General features: G+C 60.9%; 17 protein-coding genes. 8 read left to right on the forward strand and 9 right to left on the reverse strand.

Annotated features, from left to right (window positions below; genetic code table 11):
- Positions 1–9: 9 nt before the first annotated feature.
- From AXF15_RS10280 to AXF15_RS10310, 6 genes are all read right to left on the reverse strand, one after another.
- Positions 10–516 (reverse strand): cob(I)yrinic acid a,c-diamide adenosyltransferase, encoded by a 507-nt coding sequence (locus AXF15_RS10280; protein WP_066606972.1) that lies wholly within the window; start codon positions 514–516, stop codon positions 10–12.
- Entirely contained in the window at positions 507–1,787 is a 1,281-nt protein-coding gene (locus AXF15_RS10285; protein WP_066606977.1) for an amidohydrolase, read from the reverse strand. Before AXF15_RS10285 ends, AXF15_RS10280 begins: the two co-directional genes overlap by 10 nt.
- 107 nt (positions 1,788–1,894) lie before the next feature.
- Complete coding sequence (pdxS, locus tag AXF15_RS10290) at positions 1,895–2,791, reverse strand: pyridoxal 5'-phosphate synthase lyase subunit PdxS (RefSeq protein WP_083517990.1); 897 nt, start codon at positions 2,789–2,791, stop codon at positions 1,895–1,897.
- 369 nt (positions 2,792–3,160) lie between these two features.
- The gene (locus AXF15_RS10300; protein WP_066606980.1) at positions 3,161–4,540 is read right to left on the reverse strand and encodes a sigma-54-dependent transcriptional regulator; all 1,380 of its coding nucleotides are present in this window, start codon (positions 4,538–4,540) and stop codon (positions 3,161–3,163) included.
- On the reverse strand, positions 4,525–7,899 hold the full coding sequence (locus AXF15_RS10305; protein ID WP_066606983.1) for a hybrid sensor histidine kinase/response regulator: 3,375 nt from the start codon (positions 7,897–7,899) through the stop codon (positions 4,525–4,527). The genes AXF15_RS10300 and AXF15_RS10305 overlap by 16 nt, the downstream gene beginning before the upstream one ends.
- A 24-nt stretch (positions 7,900–7,923) precedes the next feature.
- On the reverse strand, positions 7,924–8,802 hold the full coding sequence (locus tag AXF15_RS10310) for an NAD(P)-dependent oxidoreductase (protein ID WP_066606986.1): 879 nt from the start codon (positions 8,800–8,802) through the stop codon (positions 7,924–7,926).
- Positions 8,803–8,910: 108 nt separating this feature from the next.
- Between AXF15_RS10310 and AXF15_RS10315 the strand changes: the two genes are divergently transcribed.
- The 4 genes from AXF15_RS10315 (at position 8,911) to AXF15_RS10330 (ending at position 13,144) form a co-directional block, all read left to right on the forward strand.
- Positions 8,911–9,216: a YgiT-type zinc finger protein gene (locus AXF15_RS10315; protein WP_066606993.1), complete on the forward strand. Its 306-nt coding sequence runs from the start codon at positions 8,911–8,913 to the stop codon at positions 9,214–9,216.
- 250 nt (positions 9,217–9,466) lie between these two features.
- Positions 9,467–11,074, forward strand: coding sequence for a hydroxylamine reductase (gene hcp, locus AXF15_RS10320; RefSeq protein ID WP_066606996.1), 1,608 nt, complete (start codon positions 9,467–9,469; stop codon positions 11,072–11,074).
- A gap of 86 nt (positions 11,075–11,160) precedes the next feature.
- A complete protein-coding gene (locus AXF15_RS10325) occupies positions 11,161–12,531 on the forward strand; it encodes a YihY/virulence factor BrkB family protein (RefSeq protein ID WP_066607006.1) in 1,371 nt (456 codons plus the stop codon).
- A gap of 118 nt (positions 12,532–12,649) precedes the next feature.
- Positions 12,650–13,144, forward strand: coding sequence for a hypothetical protein (locus tag AXF15_RS10330; protein WP_066607007.1), 495 nt, complete (start codon positions 12,650–12,652; stop codon positions 13,142–13,144).
- A gap of 100 nt (positions 13,145–13,244) precedes the next feature.
- Here AXF15_RS10330 and AXF15_RS10335 read toward each other — a convergent pair whose 3' ends face one another.
- Positions 13,245–14,198, reverse strand: coding sequence for a DMT family transporter (locus tag AXF15_RS10335; RefSeq protein WP_083517991.1), 954 nt, complete (start codon positions 14,196–14,198; stop codon positions 13,245–13,247).
- A gap of 143 nt (positions 14,199–14,341) precedes the next feature.
- Here AXF15_RS10335 and AXF15_RS10340 point away from each other — a divergent pair, with 143 nt between their 5' ends.
- Both AXF15_RS10340 and AXF15_RS10345 read left to right on the forward strand, forming a co-directional pair.
- Complete coding sequence (locus AXF15_RS10340) at positions 14,342–15,238, forward strand: AAA family ATPase (RefSeq protein ID WP_066607008.1); 897 nt, start codon at positions 14,342–14,344, stop codon at positions 15,236–15,238.
- 104 nt (positions 15,239–15,342) lie between these two features.
- Positions 15,343–16,167 carry a nitroreductase family protein gene (locus AXF15_RS10345; RefSeq protein WP_066607013.1) on the forward strand — a complete coding sequence of 275 codons (825 nt, stop codon included), beginning with the start codon at positions 15,343–15,345 and terminating at the stop codon, positions 16,165–16,167.
- A gap of 39 nt (positions 16,168–16,206) precedes the next feature.
- On the opposite strand, the gene AXF15_RS10350 is transcribed toward AXF15_RS10345, so the two are convergent.
- Complete coding sequence (locus AXF15_RS10350; RefSeq protein WP_066607015.1) at positions 16,207–16,611, reverse strand: response regulator transcription factor; 405 nt, start codon at positions 16,609–16,611, stop codon at positions 16,207–16,209.
- Positions 16,608–17,777: an AI-2E family transporter gene (locus AXF15_RS10355; protein WP_066607026.1), complete on the reverse strand. Its 1,170-nt coding sequence runs from the start codon at positions 17,775–17,777 to the stop codon at positions 16,608–16,610. Before AXF15_RS10355 ends, AXF15_RS10350 begins: the two co-directional genes overlap by 4 nt.
- 260 nt (positions 17,778–18,037) lie before the next feature.
- Here AXF15_RS10355 and AXF15_RS10360 point away from each other — a divergent pair, with 260 nt between their 5' ends.
- Together AXF15_RS10360 and AXF15_RS10365 are read left to right on the forward strand one after the other, a co-directional pair.
- Entirely contained in the window at positions 18,038–18,949 is a 912-nt protein-coding gene (locus tag AXF15_RS10360) for a metal ABC transporter solute-binding protein, Zn/Mn family (RefSeq protein ID WP_066608928.1), read from the forward strand.
- Positions 18,950–19,013: 64 nt separating this feature from the next.
- The gene (locus tag AXF15_RS10365) at positions 19,014–19,586 is read left to right on the forward strand and encodes a DNA-3-methyladenine glycosylase I (RefSeq protein WP_066607028.1); all 573 of its coding nucleotides are present in this window, start codon (positions 19,014–19,016) and stop codon (positions 19,584–19,586) included.
- Positions 19,587–19,594: the final 8 nt, after the last annotated feature.

The following is a 19,594-nucleotide window of genomic DNA, read 5'->3' on the forward strand; positions in this document are numbered from 1 at the left end:
GGCGAAACCTCAGAATTCGATACCAAGCCGGGCCTTTCCGCCCCGGGCGTATATGTGCTTGACCTCGGCGATGTCCGAGACGATGTCCGCCTCCTCCACCAGCCAGTCCGGCGCGCCGCGGCCGGACAGCACCAGATGGCAGTTCCGCGCGGCGCACCGTTCGATCAGGCCACGCACTTCCGCCTCCTCCACCAGTCCATGCCCCAGAGCGTACAGGGTTTCGTCCAGCACCAGCATGTCGAGCCCCGCGTCAATCCGCTCCCCGGCCCAGTCCAGAAGTTCCAGAGCCTTCCGGCGGTGAAGGGCGTAATCGGCGCGGTCGCGGTAGAATCCGGCGCCGGAAGCCAGAAAATTCTCCCCCAGCAGCCGGGCCAGCATCTCCTGTTCTCCGGCCTGATCCGGACGCTTCATGAACTGCCCGAAGGCCACCCGAAATCCCCGCCCCAGGGCGCGTACGGCCTGTCCCACACAAGCCGAAGTCTTGCCCTTGCCCGGACCTGTATAGATCAGGAGCATGCCCCACCTCCGGAGCGTGCGGCCGCCGCCAGACGGGCCGCCGTTTCCCCGGCTCTGGCCAGAATCTCTTCCTCGCCGTCCACCACACCGCCCTGCATGAGGATGCGCCCGCCGCAGATCACCGTATCCACGCAGGCTCCGGTGGCGCTGTACACCAGATTGGATTCCAGATGATGGTCCGGCGTCATGCATGGCCGGTTCAGATCCACCAGCACGCAGTCGGCCGGAGCGCCTACGGCGATGCGTCCGCTCTCCAGGCCGAACATGTGTGCCCCGGCCACGGTAGCCGCATCCAGTGCTTCCCGCGCCGGAAAAAGGGAAGGATTCATGGAGGTGATCTTGGCCAGTAAAGACGCGGCCTTCATCTCGCCGAACATGTCCAGACTGTTGTTGGAGGCGCATCCGTCCGTCCCCAGAGCCACGGGCACGCCGTGACGGCGCATGCCCGCCATGTCGAACCGGCCGGAGCAGAGCTTCATGTTGGAGACGGGACAATGAGCCACCTGCACGCCGTGTGCGGCCAGCAGTTCCATTTCCGCCTCGCCCAGCCACACGGCGTGAGCCAGGCTCAGATGCCGGCCCAGAAGCCCCAGGGAATGCAGATATTCCACGGGCCGCAGACCGTGTTCCGTCTGGCAGTCCTCCACTTCCTTCCGTGTTTCGCTCAGGTGCATGTGGATGCGCAGACCGTGTTCCGCCGCGTATTCCGCGATCCAGCGCAGAGAAGCGGCAGATACGGTGTAAATGGCGTGAGGCCCCAGCACGAACTGGATGCGGCCGGAAAACGATCCGCTTTCCGCGTGCAGTTCCATGACCTGCCGTTTCATGGCTTCGGCCCGGCCGGGATCGCTGAAATCGAAAAACGCGGCGGACAGGGCCGCACGCAGGCCCATTTCCTCCACCGCGCGGGCCGTGCCCCGCCAATGCCAGTACATGTCCGTGAAGAATGTGGTTCCCGAGCGGATCATCTCCAGGCAGGCCAGTCTGGCCCCCCAGTAGACATCCTCCTCGGTCAGCCCGGCCTCGAAGGGCCAGATGTGTTCCGACAGCCAGGTGTGCAGCTCCATGTCGTCGGCGTAGCCGCGCAGCAGCGTCATGGCCGCGTGAGTGTGGGTGTTGTGAAAAGACGGCAGAATGGCCTTGCCCGAGCCGTCCACCACGGTGTCGGCCGCGACATCCGCCTCGGGGCCGATGGAGTCAAAACGGCCGTCCCGGATCAGTACGTCCGCCGCGGCGTCTCCAAGGCGCGCGTTTTTGATCATAATAGTCATGGCGGCTCCTCCCTGAAGCCGCCTAACGGGTCCGCGCCGCCCTTGTCCACTCCGTCCGGGGGCGCGCCCGGCTCCGGGTGGTCTTCCCGGAACCGGGCCGGTTTCCGTCACCAGCCCCGTGTGGACATCTGTTCCTCGTCCGGCAGGGACCGGGCCGCCATTCCCGGCATGGCCGGGCCGAGATTCTCGCTCACTTCGGCCAGCACGCGGGGATCATCATGATGCGCCACGGCCGCCACAATGGCTTTTGCCCGCCGGGCGGGATCGCCGCTTTTGAAAATTCCCGAGCCCACGAACACGCCATCCATGCCCAACTGCATCATGAGAGCGGCATCCGCCGGAGTGGCCACGCCGCCCGCCGCGAAATTGAGCACGGGCAGCCGCCCCAGAGCTTTCACCCGCCGCAGAAGCTCCACCGGAGCGCCCATTTCCTTGGCGCAGGCGACCAGCTCCTCCGCAGGCATGACCTGGACGCGACGGATTTCCGCAGTCACGCACCTGGCATGGCGCACGGCCTCCACCACATCGCCGGTACCGGCCTCTCCTTTGGTCCGGATCATGGACGCTCCCTCGGCGATACGCCGCAGAGCTTCGCCCAGATTGCGGCAGCCGCACACGAAAGGCGTCCTGAACGTCGTCTTGTCGATGTGAAATTCCTCATCGGCGGGCGTGAGCACTTCGCTCTCGTCGATATAATCCACATCCACAGCCTCCAGTACGCGAGCCTCCACAAAATGTCCGATGCGGCACTTGGCCATGACCGGGATGGATACGGCGGCCTTGATCTCCCGGATCATGCCCGGGTCCGACATGCGGGCCACGCCGCCCGCCGCACGGATGTCAGACGGTACCCGCTCAAGAGCCATGACCGCACACGCTCCGGCCTCCTCGGCAATGCGGGCCTGTTCCGGATTCACCACATCCATGATCACCCCGCCTCTGAACCTCCGGGCCAGTTCCGTATTCAGAAGTTCTTCTTCCGCCGCTTTCATTGTCTGTTCCATGTGCTTCCTCCTGTTGGTTGGACTCCCTTGGAACAGCCGCTTTCCGAAATGGCAATACGGCTTTTTCAGGGAAGAAATATGGATGTTTTCTCCATATTCAGACCCGGACGGCAGCACGGGAGCAAGCCGGAATCGGCATGTCCCATGAAACGGCGCAGCCATGACCTGAAAGTCACCCGGCATGAAACAAAGAAACCGCAAAATGAAAGCGGACGAGGGAAGAAATTCCACACGTCCGCTTTTTTCGGCCATGCCCTGTAAAATCGTTCAGGAGTCTTATCCGCCGGGTTCACACCACTGATTCCGCCGTGCGAAGAAACCGGAGGAATGCAATGCCCGCGGCAGACCTCTCTTCCAGACCAAGTCCTGTCAGCCATCCAGACCGTGCTTTTTCAACACGGCGTAAAGGTGCGACCTGGACAGTCCGGATACCTGAGCCATCCGCTGCACATCTCTGCCATACTTTTTGATCAGTCCGGCCAGATACTCCGCTTCCATCCGGAATTTGAAATCCTTGAACGTGGGAAAGGCTTCCTCCATTCCATCCGCATCCAGCATGGGCGCCTCCGGCCGGGCCAGAAGCGATCTGGCCGCGCGGACCCGCACGCCCCGGGGCAGATGCTGGGCGTAAACCGTCTGTCCCGCGCCGGAAAGCACCAGCGCCTGCTCCACGGTATTGAACAGCTCCCGGACATTTCCGGGCCAGTCGTACTGTTCGAGCGTGTGCACGAACTCCGGAGCCATAGTCTTGCAGGGCATGCGATGCTGGCGGCAGAACCGCTCGATATGATGCCGCGCCAGAGGTTCGATATCTCCTTCCCTCTCCCGCAAGGGCGGCAGTTCCACGCGGATGGTGTTGATCCGGTAAAAAAGATCCTGCCGGAATCTTCCCGCCCGCACCATGCCCTCCAGATCCTGATTCGTGGCGCAGACCAGCCGGAAATCGCTCTCCAGTTCCTGGCTGGAGCCCACAGGGCGGAAACGCCGCTCCTGCAGAACCCGCAGAAATGTTTTCTGGGCCGACAGAGGCAGTTCGCCGATTTCATCCAGAAAGAGCGTGCCCTGGTCGGCCAGTTTGACCAGCCCCGTGCCGTCACGGGTGGCTCCGGTGAACGCACCCTTGACGTGCCCGAACAGCGTGCTCTCCAGGAGGGACTCGGCCAGGGCCGCGCAATCCACGGGCACGAAGCTCTGGGCGGAACGGGTGCTGTTGCGGTGGATGGTGCGGGCCAGCAGTTCCTTGCCCGTACCTGTTTCTCCCGTGATCAGCACGGTGGAATCCGATCCGCTGGCCTGGGCGATGCGCTCATAACATTGCCGCCGCATGGCCGGACTCTGGCCGACGACATCCGTCAAATCCAGAAGTCTTCCCGGATCCCGCTTTTCCTCTCTGGACGCCAGGGCGCGATTGAGGGTGTCCCGAATCTGCCGGACGGGAGAAGGCTTGACCAGATAATCCCACACCCCGCTGCGGATGGCCAGTTCCGCGCCTTCCGGATCGCCCTGGCCGGTCAGAACGATCACATAAGGAGGATTGCTCAGCGCACTGATGGCGCCCAGCGCGTCGAGGCCGTTTCCATCCGGCAGGCGCACGTCCAGAAAAACGAGGTCGATGTCCCCCTGCCGCAGACAGCTCAAGGCCTCCCGCAGGGTCCGGGCCGTCAGACATTGATGCTCCAGACGCGCGGCCATGGCGGCCAGCGTTTCGCCGATCTGCGGATCGTCGTCCACAATCAGGATTCTGGACATGCGCGCTCCCTGTCCAGGACATTCCGGACGGCCCGCCCGATCATGTCCTTGTTGTATGGTTTGCTCAGAAAAAACAGAATGTTTTCAGGAAGTCCCGAAAATTCTCCGGCATGCTTCCGCCCGGAAAACATGACGAGCGGCAGCTCCGGGTGCCGCTGCGCCAGGGCGCGGGCCAGTTCCACCCCGTTCATGCCGGGCATGTCGTAATCCGTAAGCACCAGATCGGGCCGCCCCCCTTCATCCACCGCCTGCAGGGCCTCCCTGCCCCGGCGGAAGGCACGGACCGTGTACCCCAGACTTTCGAGCACCCTCGGAATGAGCGACAGCTGCTCCTCGTCGTCCTCGACGAAGAAAAGCCGCTCACCGCCCCTTTCCGCCTGCCCGGCATATTCCCGCGGAACAGCCGCTCCATCGCTGACGGCGGGCAGAAAAATGTCGAACCGCGTGCCTTCCGCCGATGTATGCAAACGGACCGCCCCGCCGTGTCCGCGCACGATGCCGTGCACCACGGCCAGCCCCAGTCCCGTTCCTCCGCTCTTGGTCGTGAAGAAGGGGTCGTAGATCTTGTCCTGGATGGCCTCGTCGATGCCGGGGCCGTCATCGGCGATGCTGAGCACAAGATAGCGGCCGGGCTCAAGACCGTCCTGCCGCGCGTCATCCTCCGCAAGCAGAGTCTGGCCGAGATCGATGCCGATGCATCCTCCCCGCTCCCCGTCCAGGGCCTGAAACGCGTTGGTGGCCAGATTCATGACCACCTGATGGATTTGCGTGGGATCGGCCAGACACAGCGGCGGATTCTCCTCCAGGGCCGAGGTCACGCGGATATTGCACGGCATGGAGGGCCGGATCAGGGCTGCCGCCTCGGTGACCACGTCGCGCAGATCGGTGGGTACGAATCCTTCCTGCGTGGGCCTGCTGAAAGCCAGTATCTGCCGGACCAGTCCCTGTCCCCGGACCGAAGCCCGGAGGCAGCGCTCCAGATCCTGCCAGACCAGACTGTTCTCGGGAACTTCCTCCATGGCCAGTTCGGCGGAATTCATGATGGATGTCAGGATGTTATTGAAATCATGGGCGATGCCTCCGGCCAGCGTGCCGATGGCTTCCATCTTCTGGGACTGGATCAGCTGTTTTTCCAGATTCCGGGTCTGGGTGATGTCCTCGGCCGTGCTGAGCATGCCCACCACCTCGCCGTGAGGGCCGTGCAGAGGCACCTTGTTCGCCAGGAGCCAGATGGTCTGTCCCGAGGCCGAACGCGCCTCCAGCTGGAGCCGGAAGATGGGCTCGTCGCGGTCGATGACCTGCTCGTCGAACCGGGTGATCTGCCCGGTCTGTTCGGGATCCGCAGCGATTTCCCCGTAGGTCCGCCCCACTATGGCCGCCAGGTCTGGAGCCCCCACGTGGGCTAGAAAGTTCCGGTTGGCGCCGAGAATGCGCAGATTGCGGTCCTTCCAGTGAACCAGCTGCGGGATGGTGTCCAGCACCAGCTGGAGCATGGCCTCCGAAGCGGCCAGAGCCAGTTCGGCCTTCTTGCGGTCCGTGATGTCTTCCACGAACCCCTCGAAATACCGGAACGCTCCGCCGCCGTCCCGCACGACCCGGGCATTGAGCGTGGCCGTGATCACCGCGCCGCTTCGGGTGCGCAAAAGCACCTCGCACTCCACGCTGTCCTGGCCCTGCCGGTAAAGTCCCACGATGCGTTCCCGGTCGCTCTGCTGAAAATAGATGCCGGAAATATTGGGACGGTCGTCCATCAGTTCCCGGGGGCCCGGAAAGCCGAGCATTCTGGCCAGGGCCGGATTGACCGCCAGCCAGTCGCCGCCGGGTGTGGCCCGGAAAATACCCAGTGCCGAATTCTCGAAGATGGTCCGGTATTTTTCCTCGGCCGCACGCAGACCGTCCTCGGCCTGTTTGCGGTCTGAAATATCGTGCAGCACGCCCACCATGCCGGCGGTTTCGCCTTTTGAATCGGCGTAGGGCCTTTTGTGCAGCACCACGGAACAAAGGGTGCCGTCATTCCGGAGAATCCGGGTCTCGAAGGAATCCACGCGCCGGTCCAGAAGAGGGTCGAAACGGCTGTCCCGCACACGCGGCGACAGGAGGCGGAAATCCTCGTCCGTGTCCCAGCGCATGCCGAACCATTGACCGAAAGTCCGGTTGATGCCGCGGATAGCCCCGCTTTCATCCGTAAAATACATGGGCACGGGCAGCGTATCCATGAGGGTGCGCAAAAAGGCCAGCTGGTTCTTGATGCGCAGCTCCACCGCCTTGCGCTTCCAGATGTTGACCATCAGCAGCACGAGAACGGCCGACAGAACCGCCAGCCCGACGATGATGGTCCAGAACTGATGGCGGTTGATGGAATAAAACGGCGAAGGCGCATTGATGAGCTGGCTGCCCGGAGGCAGCAGTCTCTGATCGATGCCCAGACGGTTCAGCACCTGGTAGTCGAATCTGGGTGGCTCGTCCGGGGTGGCCGTCACGGGGATCTCCGCCGGACGCTCGCCGTCGAGAATGCGCAGGCCGATCCGGGCCGCCGCCTGTCCGTGCATATGGCCGCTGACCAGCTTGCCGCCGACCATGCCGTGCCCCAGCAGAAACTCCCAAGCCGCGTACAGGGGCACGCCCGTCTCCCGCCAGACAATTTCCAGGAGATCCTGGGCCGAATACACGGTTTCTCCCACGTCTTTATAAAACGGTATGAAGAAAAAAATGCTGTCCCCGGAGCTGGAGCGGACCAGTTCGATGAGTTCCTCCAGGGTGAACTCGTCCAGAAAGTCCACGCGCATGTCCTTCGGCAATCTGGGGATCTGAGCCCTGACCTGGCTGGCGATGGCGGCACCGGTCAGGCTTCTGTCGCCGATGACCACCAGCCGCTTCCGGCCCGGATGCAGCCGGGCGGCGATGGCGATATTGGCCGGCACGTCGAATTCTTCGAGAAGTCCGGTCATGCGGTGACGCATGGGCACATCCCCGGCGGCCACGTCGTTCAGGCCGCAGAAGACGATGGGCACTCCGGGGAAAAGCCTCTCGCCGTACCGGATGATGAATTCGTAGGCGTTGTTGTCCGAAGTGACGATGAGATCAAAACGCGTCGTCCGGAATTTGAACAGATAATACTGAAAAAGAATCTCGTTTATCTTGCCTTGGGAATACCGCTTGGAATCCATGTACTCTATCTGCAGATAGATGTTCTTTCCGCTCCGGCCGAATGTGTCTCTGACGCCGCCGAGAATGGAGTCGGACCATTCGTAGCCGTTATGGTACGAATTGAGATAGAGAATGTTTATTTTCTTGTCGTCCGCCGCCATGGCGGAAAGCGGCAGGCACAGCAGAAAAAACAGAAAAAGCGGTGAACGCACGGCGCTGGATTCTCCCAGCCGGAGCTATCTGACCGGACTCATGGCCAGGAGCGCGCTGTACAGCGCCTGGGTGCCCATGTTCTCGAACCCCTGGGCTATGGCGGCCACATAGAGCTGTTCGACCAGGGCCAGTCCCGGCAGGGCGATGCCCATTTTCCTGGCCTCGGCCAGGGCGATGCCCATGTCCTTCACGAAATGCTTGACGAAAAATCCGGGTGAAAAATCCTCCCGGGCGATCTTGCGGCCCAGGTTATTGATGGACCAGGAGCTGGCCGCCCCGCTGCCGATGACATCGATCACCGCGTCCATGCCGAGCCCCGCGCGCACCGCGTACAGGAGCGATTCCACCACGCCGATCATGGTTCCGGCGATGAGGATCTGATTGCTCATCTTCGTATGCTGTCCGGCCCCCGGAGCTCCCATGTGCCGGACGTTTTTGCCCATGACCTCGAAAAGCGGCCGGATCTTCTCGAAAGTTTCCACGTCGCCGCCGACCATGATGGCCAAAGTCGCGTCCCTGGCGCCCAGATCGCCGCCTGACACCGGAGCATCCAAGGCGGCGATGTTCTTTTCTCCGGCCGCAGCGTGAATTTCCCTGGCCAGGGAAGGCTCGGAAGTGGTCATGTCCACTACCACGGCGCCGGCGTCCGCATGAGCCAGAATGCCGTCCTCGCCCAGATACACGGAGCGCACATCGGACGGATAGCCCACGATGGTGAAAACGAATTCCGCCCCACGCGCCGCTTCCGCCGGACTGCCGCACCACGTCGCCCCGGCCTTCAGAAGGCTTTCGGCCGAAGCCCTGGTCCGGTTGAACACCTGCATCGTATGCCCCGCGGCCAGCAGGTGCCCGCACATGGACCGCCCCATCACCCCTGTCCCGATCCAGCCCACGACGCTCATACGCACCTCCAGAAAATAACTTTATATATCAGCGTGTTGAAAGGATATTTGCCATGCCAGGAAAAAGATATATGAAAAATGATTCATTACAAATGAACGGAGGTCGTCATGATCTGTCCCAAATGCGGCGGCACCGGTGTCGCCGAGGAAATCATATCCTATCAGATGGAATGCCGGAATCACCTGTTCTGCTTCGAGGACGTGCCCGCGCCCAAATGCCCGGACTGCGGCCATTACACTATCACGGAAGAAACCATGAGCGTGATGCTCGCCAAGGTCGAACAGATCACCCAGAAAGCGACCATCTCGTACCATAGATGCCGCTGGCCCAAAGCGCAACAGATCGACGAACAGCAGCCTACCGCCGCCGTGGCCGAAGTGATGGAAACGCTGAATAAGAGCGCCAGGAAATAACCCCTTCCACCTTTCCGAGGGGACGCCCTGGTTCCCGCACCCGCCGCCGGGCCGGAACACGCCAGACAATCGGCGCGGCGGCAAGCTCCCTCTCCATGTTCTGATTCTTTGCCAGGGCCGGATGACCCGGCGTGAGGCCCCCTGCCCCGTTCGCCACGACCTCGCTGTTTTTTGACGCAGGTCAAAGCTGGCAGTCCTCCTCCCCGCTAGATGCGTTCTCAACAAGGAACAAACAACCGAGGAGGAAGTCATGTTTTGCAACCAGTGTGAACAAACGGCCAGAGGCACCGGCTGCACCAAGGTCGGCGTATGCGGCAAGCAGCCCGAAGTGGCCGCATTGCAGGATCTGCTCATCTATGCCCTGCAGGGCCTGTCCCAGGTGGCCGTCCAGGCCAGGGCCAAAGGCGTTTCCGACGCGGCCGTGAACCGGTTCATAAGCGAAGGCGTCTTTTCCACCCTGACCAACGTGGATTTCGATCCGGCCCGGTTTCAGGTACTCATCAATGAAGCCGCAGGATATCGCACCCTTCTGGCTTCCAAAGCGGGCGTGGCCGTCAATACCGAAGCGGCCGCTTTCACTCCCGCCACCACGCTTGAAGGGCTCGTGGCCCAGGGTGAACAGCATGGCGTGACCGAGGCTCTGGAAGTCCATCCGGACCTGCGGTCCCTGAAGCAGATTCTCATCTACGGCATCAAGGGGCTGGCCGCCTATTCCGATCATGCGGCCATTCTGGGGCAGGAAGACGAAAAGGTATACGAATTCATGCAGCGCGCCCTGGCCGCGACGCTGGAGCCGAAAAGCCTGGAAGAACTCGTCGCCCTGTGCATGGAATGCGGACAGGTGAACCTGAAGGCCATGGAGCTTCTGGACGCGGGCAACACCGGCACCTTCGGGCATCCCGTACCCACTCCGGTTCCTCTGGGACCCAAGGCGGGCAAGGCCATTCTCGTCTCCGGCCACGACCTGAAAGATCTGGGCATGCTGCTGGAGCAGACCCAGGGCAAGGGCATCAACGTCTATACCCACGGCGAGATGCTCCCCTGTCACGGATATCCCGGCCTGAAGAAGTATCCTCATTTCCACGGCCACTACGGCACGGCATGGCAGAACCAGCAGAAGGAATTCGCCGAATTCCCCGGCGCCATCCTCATGACCACCAACTGCATCCAGAGACCGGCCGATTCTTACAAGGACAATATCTTCACCACCGGTCTGGTGGGCTGGCCCGGCGTGACGCATGTGGGGAAGGATTTCACGCCCGTCATCGAAAAGGCTCTGTCCATGCCCGGATTCGCCAAGGATGAAGACAGGGGAACCGTGCTGACCGGTTTTGGCCGCAACGCGGTGCTCGGGGTGGCCGACAAGGTCATCGCGGCCGTCAAGGACGGAGCCATCCGCCACTTTTTTCTGGTGGCCGGATGTGACGGAGCCAAGCCGGGCCGCAACTACTATACGGAATTCGTGGAAAAGGTCCCGGCCGACTGTGTGGTGCTGACCCTGGCCTGCGGCAAGTTCCGTTTCTTCGACAAAAAGCTGGGCGACATCGGCGGCATCCCCAGATTGCTGGACGTGGGGCAGTGCAACGACGCCTATTCCGCCATCCAGATTGCCCTGGCCCTGGCTGGAGCGTTCGAATGCGGCGTGAACGACCTGCCCCTGTCCATGGTTCTGTCCTGGTACGAGCAGAAGGCCGTGGTCATCCTGTTGACCCTGCTCAGCCTCGGCATCAAGGGCATCCGCCTCGGCCCCAGCCTGCCTGCTTTCATCACGCCCGCGGTGCTGAACGTGCTGGTGGAAAACTTCGACATCAAGCCTCTCTCCACGCCGGATGACGATCTGAAAGCCATCCTCGGATAGCTTCTCCGGGGGCCGAAAGGCCCCCGCTTTTCCTGTGTCGGCTTTCCGTGTTGACAGACCGCGACAAAGCCGGTCACTTAAGCGGCATGCCCACGCCAGATGATTCTTCCGCCCGCCTTTCCCTGCCTGCCCGCATCCTGCATTTCTTCTCCGCGGACGCATGGCCGGCCCGCCCGGAAGGCAGCCCTTTCCTTCGTCTGCTGATTCTCGTCCCGCGCACGTTTTTTTTCGCCCTGAACGGCTTCATGATCCGAAACGGCCCGCTGCGCGCTTCGGCCCTGACTTTCTACACTCTCCTGTCTCTGGTGCCGCTGGCGGCCATGGCTCTGGGCATCGCCAAGGGCTTCGGATTCGAACGCCTGCTGGAAGAAAAACTCATGGAGCAGTTCTCGGCCCAGCAGGAGGTTGTCGCCCAGATCATCGTCTTCGCCCGGAACATGCTGGACAACACCCAGGGCGGACTCATCGCGGGCATCGGCGTGATCGTCCTGTTCTGGTCCGTGATCAAGGTTCTGGGCAACATCGAGGAATGCTTCAATCAGGTCTGGGGCGTGTCCGACCGTTCTTTCCTGCGCAAACTGAGCGACTACATGACCATCATGGTCACGGCCCCCATCCTGCTCATTACGTCCGGCAGCGCCACGGTTTTCATCGCCACCAGGGTTTCGGCCCTGTCGTCGCGGGCCGGGCTGGAAGAAGTGACGAGCCCGGTCATTGCCTTCAGTCTGGCTTTCGCCCCCTACGTTCTGCTCTGGATGCTTTTCACGCTCCTTTACATGATCATGCCCAACACAAAAATCCGTGTCGGACACGCCTTTCTGGCGGCCATCCCGGCCGGATCGGCCTATCAGCTCCTCCAGGCCGGGTACGTCAAATTCCAGATCAGCATGACCTCCTACAACGCCATTTACGGCAGCTTCGCGGCCCTGCCTCTTTTTCTCCTGTGGCTGAACATCAGCTGGTATATCGTGCTTTTCGGCGCGGAAATAGTCCACACGCTGGAACACGTCCGCGAGCCGGAGCATCCGGCAGGTGAGGAGGAATTGAGCGCCGCCGAAATGCGGCTCCACGCCGTGCTGCTTTGCACCCATGTGGTCCGCCGCTTCCATCTGGCCCTGAAGGCCCAAAGACCGGACCAGATCGCCCGGGAACTGGGCATGTCTTCCCGTCTGGCCAACCTCCTTGCCGAGCGACTGGTACGCGCCGGAATGCTGGTCCGCGTGAACTTCGGAAACGGTTCGGAATCCGCCTTGCAACCGGCCATGGATGCGCGCAACCTGACTCTTGTGCGGGTGCTGGAAGCTCTCGACAATGTGGGCGAGAGCCGCGTTCACACCCAAACGCCGCCGTCTCTGGAGCCCGTCGCCACCCAGCTGGAGGCCCTGCAGGCGGAAATGGAAAAGTCTTCCGCAAACCGTCCGCTCCTTGACCTCGTGACGCCGAAACAGCCAGTATAGCTGGCAGGAAGACATGACATGCCGTGAAAAATGGATGCCGGATGCGCTGCCCCCACGGGCATCAAACCGGAAAATACTCCCGGAAACCGGGACATCCGATACTGACAAAGGAGTCTTTATGCGCCGCACCCTTGCCTTTTTTCTTCTTCTCTTCGCCTTCAACGCATACGCCGAGGATAATTCGACCCTGACCCGGCCGTCCCCAAACCAGGCCAAACCGGCGGCGGAAACAACAAAAGCCGGGGCAAGTGCCCTGATCGCGGACAAACTTCCACTGGACATTCTGGCCAAGGGCACGGACCAGAGCGGTACGCTCCTGTCCTACAAAATGAAGGAAGAACTCATGGCCAGCAAACTTTTTGCGCTGACCGCCTCGGAGAAGAAAAAGTTCGTCCTGCATCTCCAGACCCGGCCGGAGTTTCCGGATCGCCCGGGCATCGCCTCGCAGTATTCCATCGCCTTGGTCTACCAGGAAGACGCCGGAAGCCTGTCCTACTATCTCGACCAGATGCAGGGGCAGGTCCATTCGGAAAGCGTTGTCGCGGAAATGCAAAAGATATTGGAATGGTCCTACAGCACCGTAAAGAAATACAGATACCTTCTGGAAGAATAAACCGGGAGACAGCCGGTCGCGCCGGAAAAAACGGGTAGTGACCGGCCGGAAAAAACCCTCCCATTCATCGCAAAAGGCGCGCCTTTTTCCGTGATGCCTCCTATCGCGAGCGGTTTCCCTCCCTTTCAACACGGACCGGAGAGAGGTTCCCGGCAAACGGTTCCTCTTTTTGCGTCTGGTGATCCCACCGCTGGCTCATGAGTACGCCCCCGAATACCGCGCAGGCTCCCAGCAGCTGCAACAGGCTGAGCCGCTCGTCCAGCCAGGCCCATCCCAGCAGAATGGAAAATACCGGAACCAGATTGATGAAGGCCGAAGCCTGCCAGGCCGGCAATCTGCTGATGCCGAAATTGTAGAGACCGTAAGCCCCCACGCTGACGCAGGTTCCCAGATAGACAACGGCCCAGACGGGTCCCGGCGTCAGATTCCGGGGCAGTTCGGTGCCGGGCAGGAAAAGAAGCGGAAAAAAGAAAACAGTCCCCACCAGAAACTGCACGGCGGTCAGAAAGCACGGCGAATAGCTGCCGCAAAGCTTCTTCATGCTGATGGTGTACCCGGCGGCGCACATCATGGCCAGCAGTTCCAGAAAATTGCCAAGTACCGGCCGGGGGGCCGTTTCCGTGGCCGAAGCGCACAGGCTGACCCAGACCACTCCGGCCAGGGCCAGAAAAAGTCCGGCCCAGACCTTTCCCTCCAGACGTTCTCCCAGAAAAAAGACCGAACACAGAGCCACCAGCACGGGCAGCGTCGCAGCCACCATGCCCGCCTGCGAGGCCGTGGTCAGGGTCAGGGCCTGGCCTTCCAAAATGAAATAAAGACAAGGCTCGCACAAGGCCATGAACAGCATGACAGGTATATCCTTCAGGTGGATGACACGGGGCCGCCACCAGCGCAGTACAAGCAGCAAAAGCGAGGAGGCCAGGACCATGCGCGCAAACACGACGACCACAGGATCGAACACCATGACCACGTACTTGAAAGCCACAAAAGAACTGCCCCACAGCATCATGGCCGTAAGCAGGGCCATAAACGGCGCAATAGACGATTTATTCATAGCTGAACTTTGCCGGACGGTACTAAATAGTTTAAAAAAAACTTGCGGTTGAATGTGGTTGTATCTATCTTCGGAAACAAATCGGAAAACCTGCGGCCAAGCCGTCATCCACCTTCAACCATTTCCAGACAGACGGGAAAAATATGTACGAATCGCCGTTTGAGAACGCCTCCGGAACAACCGCCTATTTCCTCACTCCGCAACTCGAGCATGCCTTCGAAGCCATCCTTGAAGAAGTGCATTTCGGACGGCTACTGAGTTGTGCGATCGGCTTTCCCAAATCCGGAAAAACAGCCTTCTTGACCCGCCTGTCCTCTCTCCTGCGGGAACATACCATCATACTTTCCGCTTCAGCGGAGGAAAATCTCTCCAGAACCCTGAGCCGCCAACTCTCTCCTCAAGAAGAAGTACCGTCAAGTTTATCCAGAGAATTGCAGGAAAAACTGCGAGTCGTGCTCATCATCGACGACGCGCACCTGCTCCAGGATGACGATTTCGCCTTCATGGCCGGGCTGTTCACCCTGGCCAAGCACAAAGGCAGTGTCCTGCAGGTGGTCCTGATAGGCAATGGAGACCTGATCCACAAACTGGCCCGCCCCGATAACCGGAATGTGCAGACGTTGCTGGGCAATATCATAAACCTCCCCAAGCTGACCCGCGAACAGGCCTTCGAGTACGTACGCTTTCTCCTGAATTCCGCCGGCCTGGACGGCGGTCTCATTTCCAATCCGGAGCCTCTGGTCCGCCGGGCGGCCGGAATTGTCGGCATCCTGCGCATACTGACCATCACGCTGGCCCTCAAGGCCTTGAGCGGTCAGCATGCCGCCGATGTGGAGGCCGCCTTCGAGCCCGGCCCGGCAAACAAAGAAGCGGCCAAGGAAAGCCGGAAAGAACCGGCAGAGACAGCAATACTGACGCAAGAGGAACTCCAGCCGGCAGGACAGAACCATATGCTGCTACTGGGTACGCTTCTTTTCATCACTCTGATTGCGGCGCGCTCTCTCTGGTTTCTCTCCGGTCCCATGCCAATTGGTTCCTGATTAGCCAAACTGACTGTGATGATGTTTCAACCAGATGTGTCAGGGAAGATGCGATTGGATCTCCATTTAAAGAGTGGAGATAGTACTGCGTCATATTTGAAGCCATGCTCGAGCTGATCGTCGACCCGGACCGCTGTACCCAGTGCGGCCAGTGCGCGGAGGACTGTCCTGTGGGTGTGCTGGAAGCGGACGGCGGCCCGCCGCGGGTTCTGCCGCACCGGGAAAATGCCTGCATAGGCTGTCAGCACTGTCTGGCCGTGTGTCCTGCCGCTGCTCTCTCCGTTTTTGGTCTTAATCCGGATCACAGTCCTGAAGTCCGGCCCGTTTCCCCGGAGATGGTGGAAAATCTGATGCGCGGGCGCAGGTCCGTACGCCGGTACAAAAAAGAGGCCGTGCCCCGGGAGATCGTGGACCGGCTCGTGAGCGTGGTCATGTATGCGCCTTCGGGAAAGAACCGCCGCCAAGTCAGCTTTACTCTGGTGGACGATCCGCATGTCATGGATGTGGTGCGCAGCCGGACCTACGAGTGCATCCGAAAAGCCGCGCGGGAAAACCGCCTGCCGGAGAAAATGGGCTTCTTCGCCAGATTTGCCGATGCCTGGGCCAAGGGCGGGGATCCCATCTTCCAGCACGCTCCGCATATGGTCATCGCTTCGGAGGCGGTGGAAAATCCTTCGGCCGAGGCCAATCCATTCATCGCCCTGACCTATTTCGAGCTCATGGCCGCAAGCCTGGGCCTTGGCACATTGTGGTGCGGGTTCGCCCGCTGGGCCCTGTGCGACGTGGCGCCGGAAATGCTCCGTTTGCTGGGCATACCGGAAAATCACCGGTCCATGTATGTGATGCTGTTCGGATACCCGGCTGTGCGCTACGCCCGGACGGTACAGCGCGGGATTTCGGGCGTGCGGCGGGTTGCACTGGAAAAGTGAAACCGGCTTCTTAATCACTGGAAAAGTGAAACCGGCTTCTTAATCAAAAGACAGTGAGTCGCCCGGCAGGCCCATGATTCTGCCGATGGCGTGCAAGCGCACCCGGACCTCGTCCAGATTATAGGGCCGGTACACGAAATCATGGGCTCCGGCCCTGATGCAGACACGGATGCCGTCCGCGCCGCTGCGGGGAATGCCCGCCACCAGATGGCAGTGCTCCCCGGCGCGCCGGACTTTGCGGAAAAAATCCCCACAATCGAGAATATCCGTATGCCAGTCCGCCACCACGGCCGTGGGAGCGGCATCCCCCCGTACGGCAGCCCAAGCGGCGTCCTCGTCTTCGGGCACTTCGCAGGCGTACCCCCAGTCGGCCAGGGCCTTGACCAGAACATTGCGGACCAGCCCTTCTTCCTCCAGCAGAACCACTCTCAGCCCGCTTTTCATGATGCTTCCTCCTGCCCGGCGTTTTCAGGAGCGGGCGCGGTTTGGGTCTCCGGATTGCGGATGACCTGTCCGAAAATATACGTGCAGATGGGCACACCCAGCACCAGCCCCCAGATGTGGAACAGCTTGGCCCCCACAGTCAGGATGACCAGCACGATGACCGGGTTGATACGCATGTAGGAGCCGTAGATTCTGGGATTCAGCACATAGCCCTCGATGAGGTGGATGACCGTGATCATGATGATGGCCAGAATCATGGTGGTCAGGCCGGAAGTCTGCAGGGCGATGAGACAGATGGGCACGGAACTGATGAATACCCCGAGCACCGGTATAAAGCTGCACAGAAACACGATCAGAGTCAGAAAGGCCAGGGCGGAGCTCATGCCCAGCATGGCCACGCCCAGAGCCGTCAGCAGGGAATTGACCACGGCGATCGTGAACTGGGCTTCCAGGGCCCGCCCCAGCACACTGGCGAAATCGCGGATGCTGCCCGCCACTTCGCGGTAGATGAAGCCCAGTTTGGACTGTTCGAGAGACACCACGCTGGCCTTGAGCCGGGGCAGGTCCAGCACGATCAGAAAGGAAAAGAGCAGAGACAGCAGAAAGGCCGAAGCAATGGCCGCCACGCGTCCGCCCACGCCCCGGATCAGATCCAGCACCTGATTGAGCTGATGCTGACCGTCGGAGGTTTCGCCCAGACCGAAAACCTGCTGCACCAGAGCGGCGCTCCGGGAACCGCCCAGGCCCGACGAAGGATGAGCCGAGGCCGGAGTCAGTTCGGAAAGGGCGCGTTCCACCAGCGGATACCGTTCAGCCAGGGTCATCAGCTCCAGGTCCAGACGGGTCATGTATTCCGGCAGCTGCGTCGCGAACAGGATGGTCTGGTCCTTGGCTCTTGGCACCAGAAAAACGCCCACCGCCACCAGAACGCCCAGAAACAGACTGGCCACCAGAACCACCCTGACCGCGCGGTGGGAAATAAACCGCTCCAGTTTGTTCACACCCCGGCTTTGGATGTACCCGAATACGAAAGTCAGAAAGAGAAGCAGGAAAAAGGAGCGCAGGATATAGAAAATGGCAAAGACCCCGCCCCAGACCAGAAGTCTGAGGAGAATGGGTATGGCGCGCTCGGTCAGGGAATTCCGGCCCGGACAGTCCTCGGTCATGCTGTTTCCTTGTCGAGGTGGTGTTCACCGCCGCCACTGGCGCGGCGTCAGCGCGATGTGTGGCACTGATCCCGGCCCTATGCAAGAGTCCTCTCATCGTCCGAGCGGTCTGCCGGGTCGGAATCGCGACTCTTCGTCAAACGGTTCCACAGCGCATAAGGATGAAAAAACCATCCGGCGGCCGGGCTACGGGGTTGCATACCCGTTCACTTCGTGCAATCTTGTTGCGCACAAAGCATCCCGATATCATGGAGGAAATCATGAAAAAAAGTCTTTTTGCCATAGTGTTTCTGTTTCTTGCCGCCCCGGCGCTGGCGGAGCCGTCGGCCTTTGTGGCCATAGCTCCCCAGAAATATTTCGTGGATCAGGTCAGCGGCGGGAAAGTCCCGGTCTCCGTCATGGTCGAGCCCGGCGCCAACCCGCATGCCTATGAGCCCAAGCCCCGGCAGATGACCGAACTGGCCAAGGCCAAAATATACTTCACCATCGGCGACACGTTCGACAACGTCTGGCTGCCCCGGATCAGAAACGCCAGCCCGGGCATCACTGTCGCACACACGGAAGAAGGCGTGGCCAAAATCCCCATGGCGGAGCATCACCATCATGACCATGAAGGCGAAGAGCACGATCATGACCATGCGGACCACGATCACGGCCCGGATTGCGATCACGATCACGGCACGCTGGATCCGCACATCTGGCTGGACCCGGCTCTGGTGAAGATTCAGGCCCGGAACATCCGCGACGGACTGAGCCGGATCGATCCCGCGCAGAGCGAACGCTATGCCGCCAACACGGCGGCCTTTGAACAGAAGCTGGACCGCCTGGACCAGGACATCCGGGCCATTTTGAAGCCTCTCCCCGAAAGCCGGCGCACGTTTCTGGTCTTCCATCCGTCCTGGGGCTATTTCGCCAAGGCCTACGGCCTGCATCAGGTGTCCGTGGAAGTGGACGGCAAGGAGCCAAGCCCTAAGGAACTGTCCGCGATCATCTCCAAAGCCAAAGAGACAGGCGCGAAGGTCATCTTCGTGCAGCCGCAGTTCTCGGAAAAAAGCGCCGCCGTCATCGCTCAGCAGATCGGCGCGCAAGTGGTCCGTCTGGACCCTCTGGCCGAAGACTGGGAGCAGAACATGCTCCGCGCGGCCCGGGCTTTCGCCGACGCCCTGAAGTAGCATTCATGTTGTACATGGCGGGGCCGGAGATTATACCCGGCTCCGTCATGAAGGACCAAGCCGTATGAAGCGATGCGACTGGGCTCACGCGAGCCTTCCGGAAACCGTGTATCATGACGAGGAATGGGGTGTTCCGGTGCATGACGACCGGAAACATTTCGAGATGCTCATTCTCGAGGGAGCGCAGGCCGGGCTGAGCTGGGCCACGATCCTGCGCAAGCGGGAAGGCTACCGGCAGGCTTTCAGGGGCTTCGATCCGGAAGAAGTCGCGCGCATGAGCGACGGCGAGCTCGAAGAACAGCTGAAAAACCCCGGGATTGTCCGTAATCGTCTCAAAGTGTTCGCGGCGAGAAAAAACGCGGACGCCTTTCTGGCCATACAAAAAGAGTTCGGCAGCTTCGATGCGTATGTCTGGCGATTCACCGGCGGCAGGCCCATCGACGGGAATCGCAAGACCATCTGGGACGTTCCCGCCAGAACACCCGAGAGCGACACGCTTTCCGGCGATCTCAAAAAAAGAGGCATGGCGTTCGTGGGGTCCACCATCATCTACGCATACATGCAGGCGGTCGGCATGGCGAACGACCATCTGGTCTCGTGCTTCAGGTACGCCGACATAAAAAAACCGGGGCGGTAACCGCGCCG

Source organism: Desulfomicrobium orale DSM 12838 (assembly GCF_001553625.1).
In the GTDB taxonomy this organism is placed as follows: domain Bacteria; phylum Desulfobacterota; class Desulfovibrionia; order Desulfovibrionales; family Desulfomicrobiaceae; genus Desulfomicrobium; species Desulfomicrobium orale.

Coding starts and splice junctions, on each gene's coding strand:
- AXF15_RS10325 (WP_066607006.1), top strand. CDS start 11,161: ATGCCCACGCCAGATGATTCTTCCGCCCGCCTTTCCCTGCCTGCCCGC.
- AXF15_RS10345 (WP_066607013.1), top strand. CDS start 15,343: ATGCTCGAGCTGATCGTCGACCCGGACCGCTGTACCCAGTGCGGCCAG.
- AXF15_RS10350 (WP_066607015.1), bottom strand. CDS start 16,611: ATGAAAAGCGGGCTGAGAGTGGTTCTGCTGGAGGAAGAAGGGCTGGTC.
- AXF15_RS10365 (WP_066607028.1), top strand. CDS start 19,014: ATGAAGCGATGCGACTGGGCTCACGCGAGCCTTCCGGAAACCGTGTAT.
- AXF15_RS10310 (WP_066606986.1), bottom strand. CDS start 8,802: ATGAGCGTCGTGGGCTGGATCGGGACAGGGGTGATGGGGCGGTCCATG.
- AXF15_RS10285 (WP_066606977.1), bottom strand. CDS start 1,787: ATGACTATTATGATCAAAAACGCGCGCCTTGGAGACGCCGCGGCGGAC.
- AXF15_RS10360 (WP_066608928.1), top strand. CDS start 18,038: ATGAAAAAAAGTCTTTTTGCCATAGTGTTTCTGTTTCTTGCCGCCCCG.
- AXF15_RS10315 (WP_066606993.1), top strand. CDS start 8,911: ATGATCTGTCCCAAATGCGGCGGCACCGGTGTCGCCGAGGAAATCATA.
- AXF15_RS10340 (WP_066607008.1), top strand. CDS start 14,342: ATGTACGAATCGCCGTTTGAGAACGCCTCCGGAACAACCGCCTATTTC.
- AXF15_RS10355 (WP_066607026.1), bottom strand. CDS start 17,777: ATGACCGAGGACTGTCCGGGCCGGAATTCCCTGACCGAGCGCGCCATA.
- AXF15_RS10280 (WP_066606972.1), bottom strand. CDS start 516: ATGCTCCTGATCTATACAGGTCCGGGCAAGGGCAAGACTTCGGCTTGT.
- hcp (WP_066606996.1), top strand. CDS start 9,467: ATGTTTTGCAACCAGTGTGAACAAACGGCCAGAGGCACCGGCTGCACC.
- AXF15_RS10300 (WP_066606980.1), bottom strand. CDS start 4,540: ATGTCCAGAATCCTGATTGTGGACGACGATCCGCAGATCGGCGAAACG.
- pdxS (WP_083517990.1), bottom strand. CDS start 2,791: ATGGAACAGACAATGAAAGCGGCGGAAGAAGAACTTCTGAATACGGAA.
- AXF15_RS10330 (WP_066607007.1), top strand. CDS start 12,650: ATGCGCCGCACCCTTGCCTTTTTTCTTCTTCTCTTCGCCTTCAACGCA.
- AXF15_RS10335 (WP_083517991.1), bottom strand. CDS start 14,198: ATGAATAAATCGTCTATTGCGCCGTTTATGGCCCTGCTTACGGCCATG.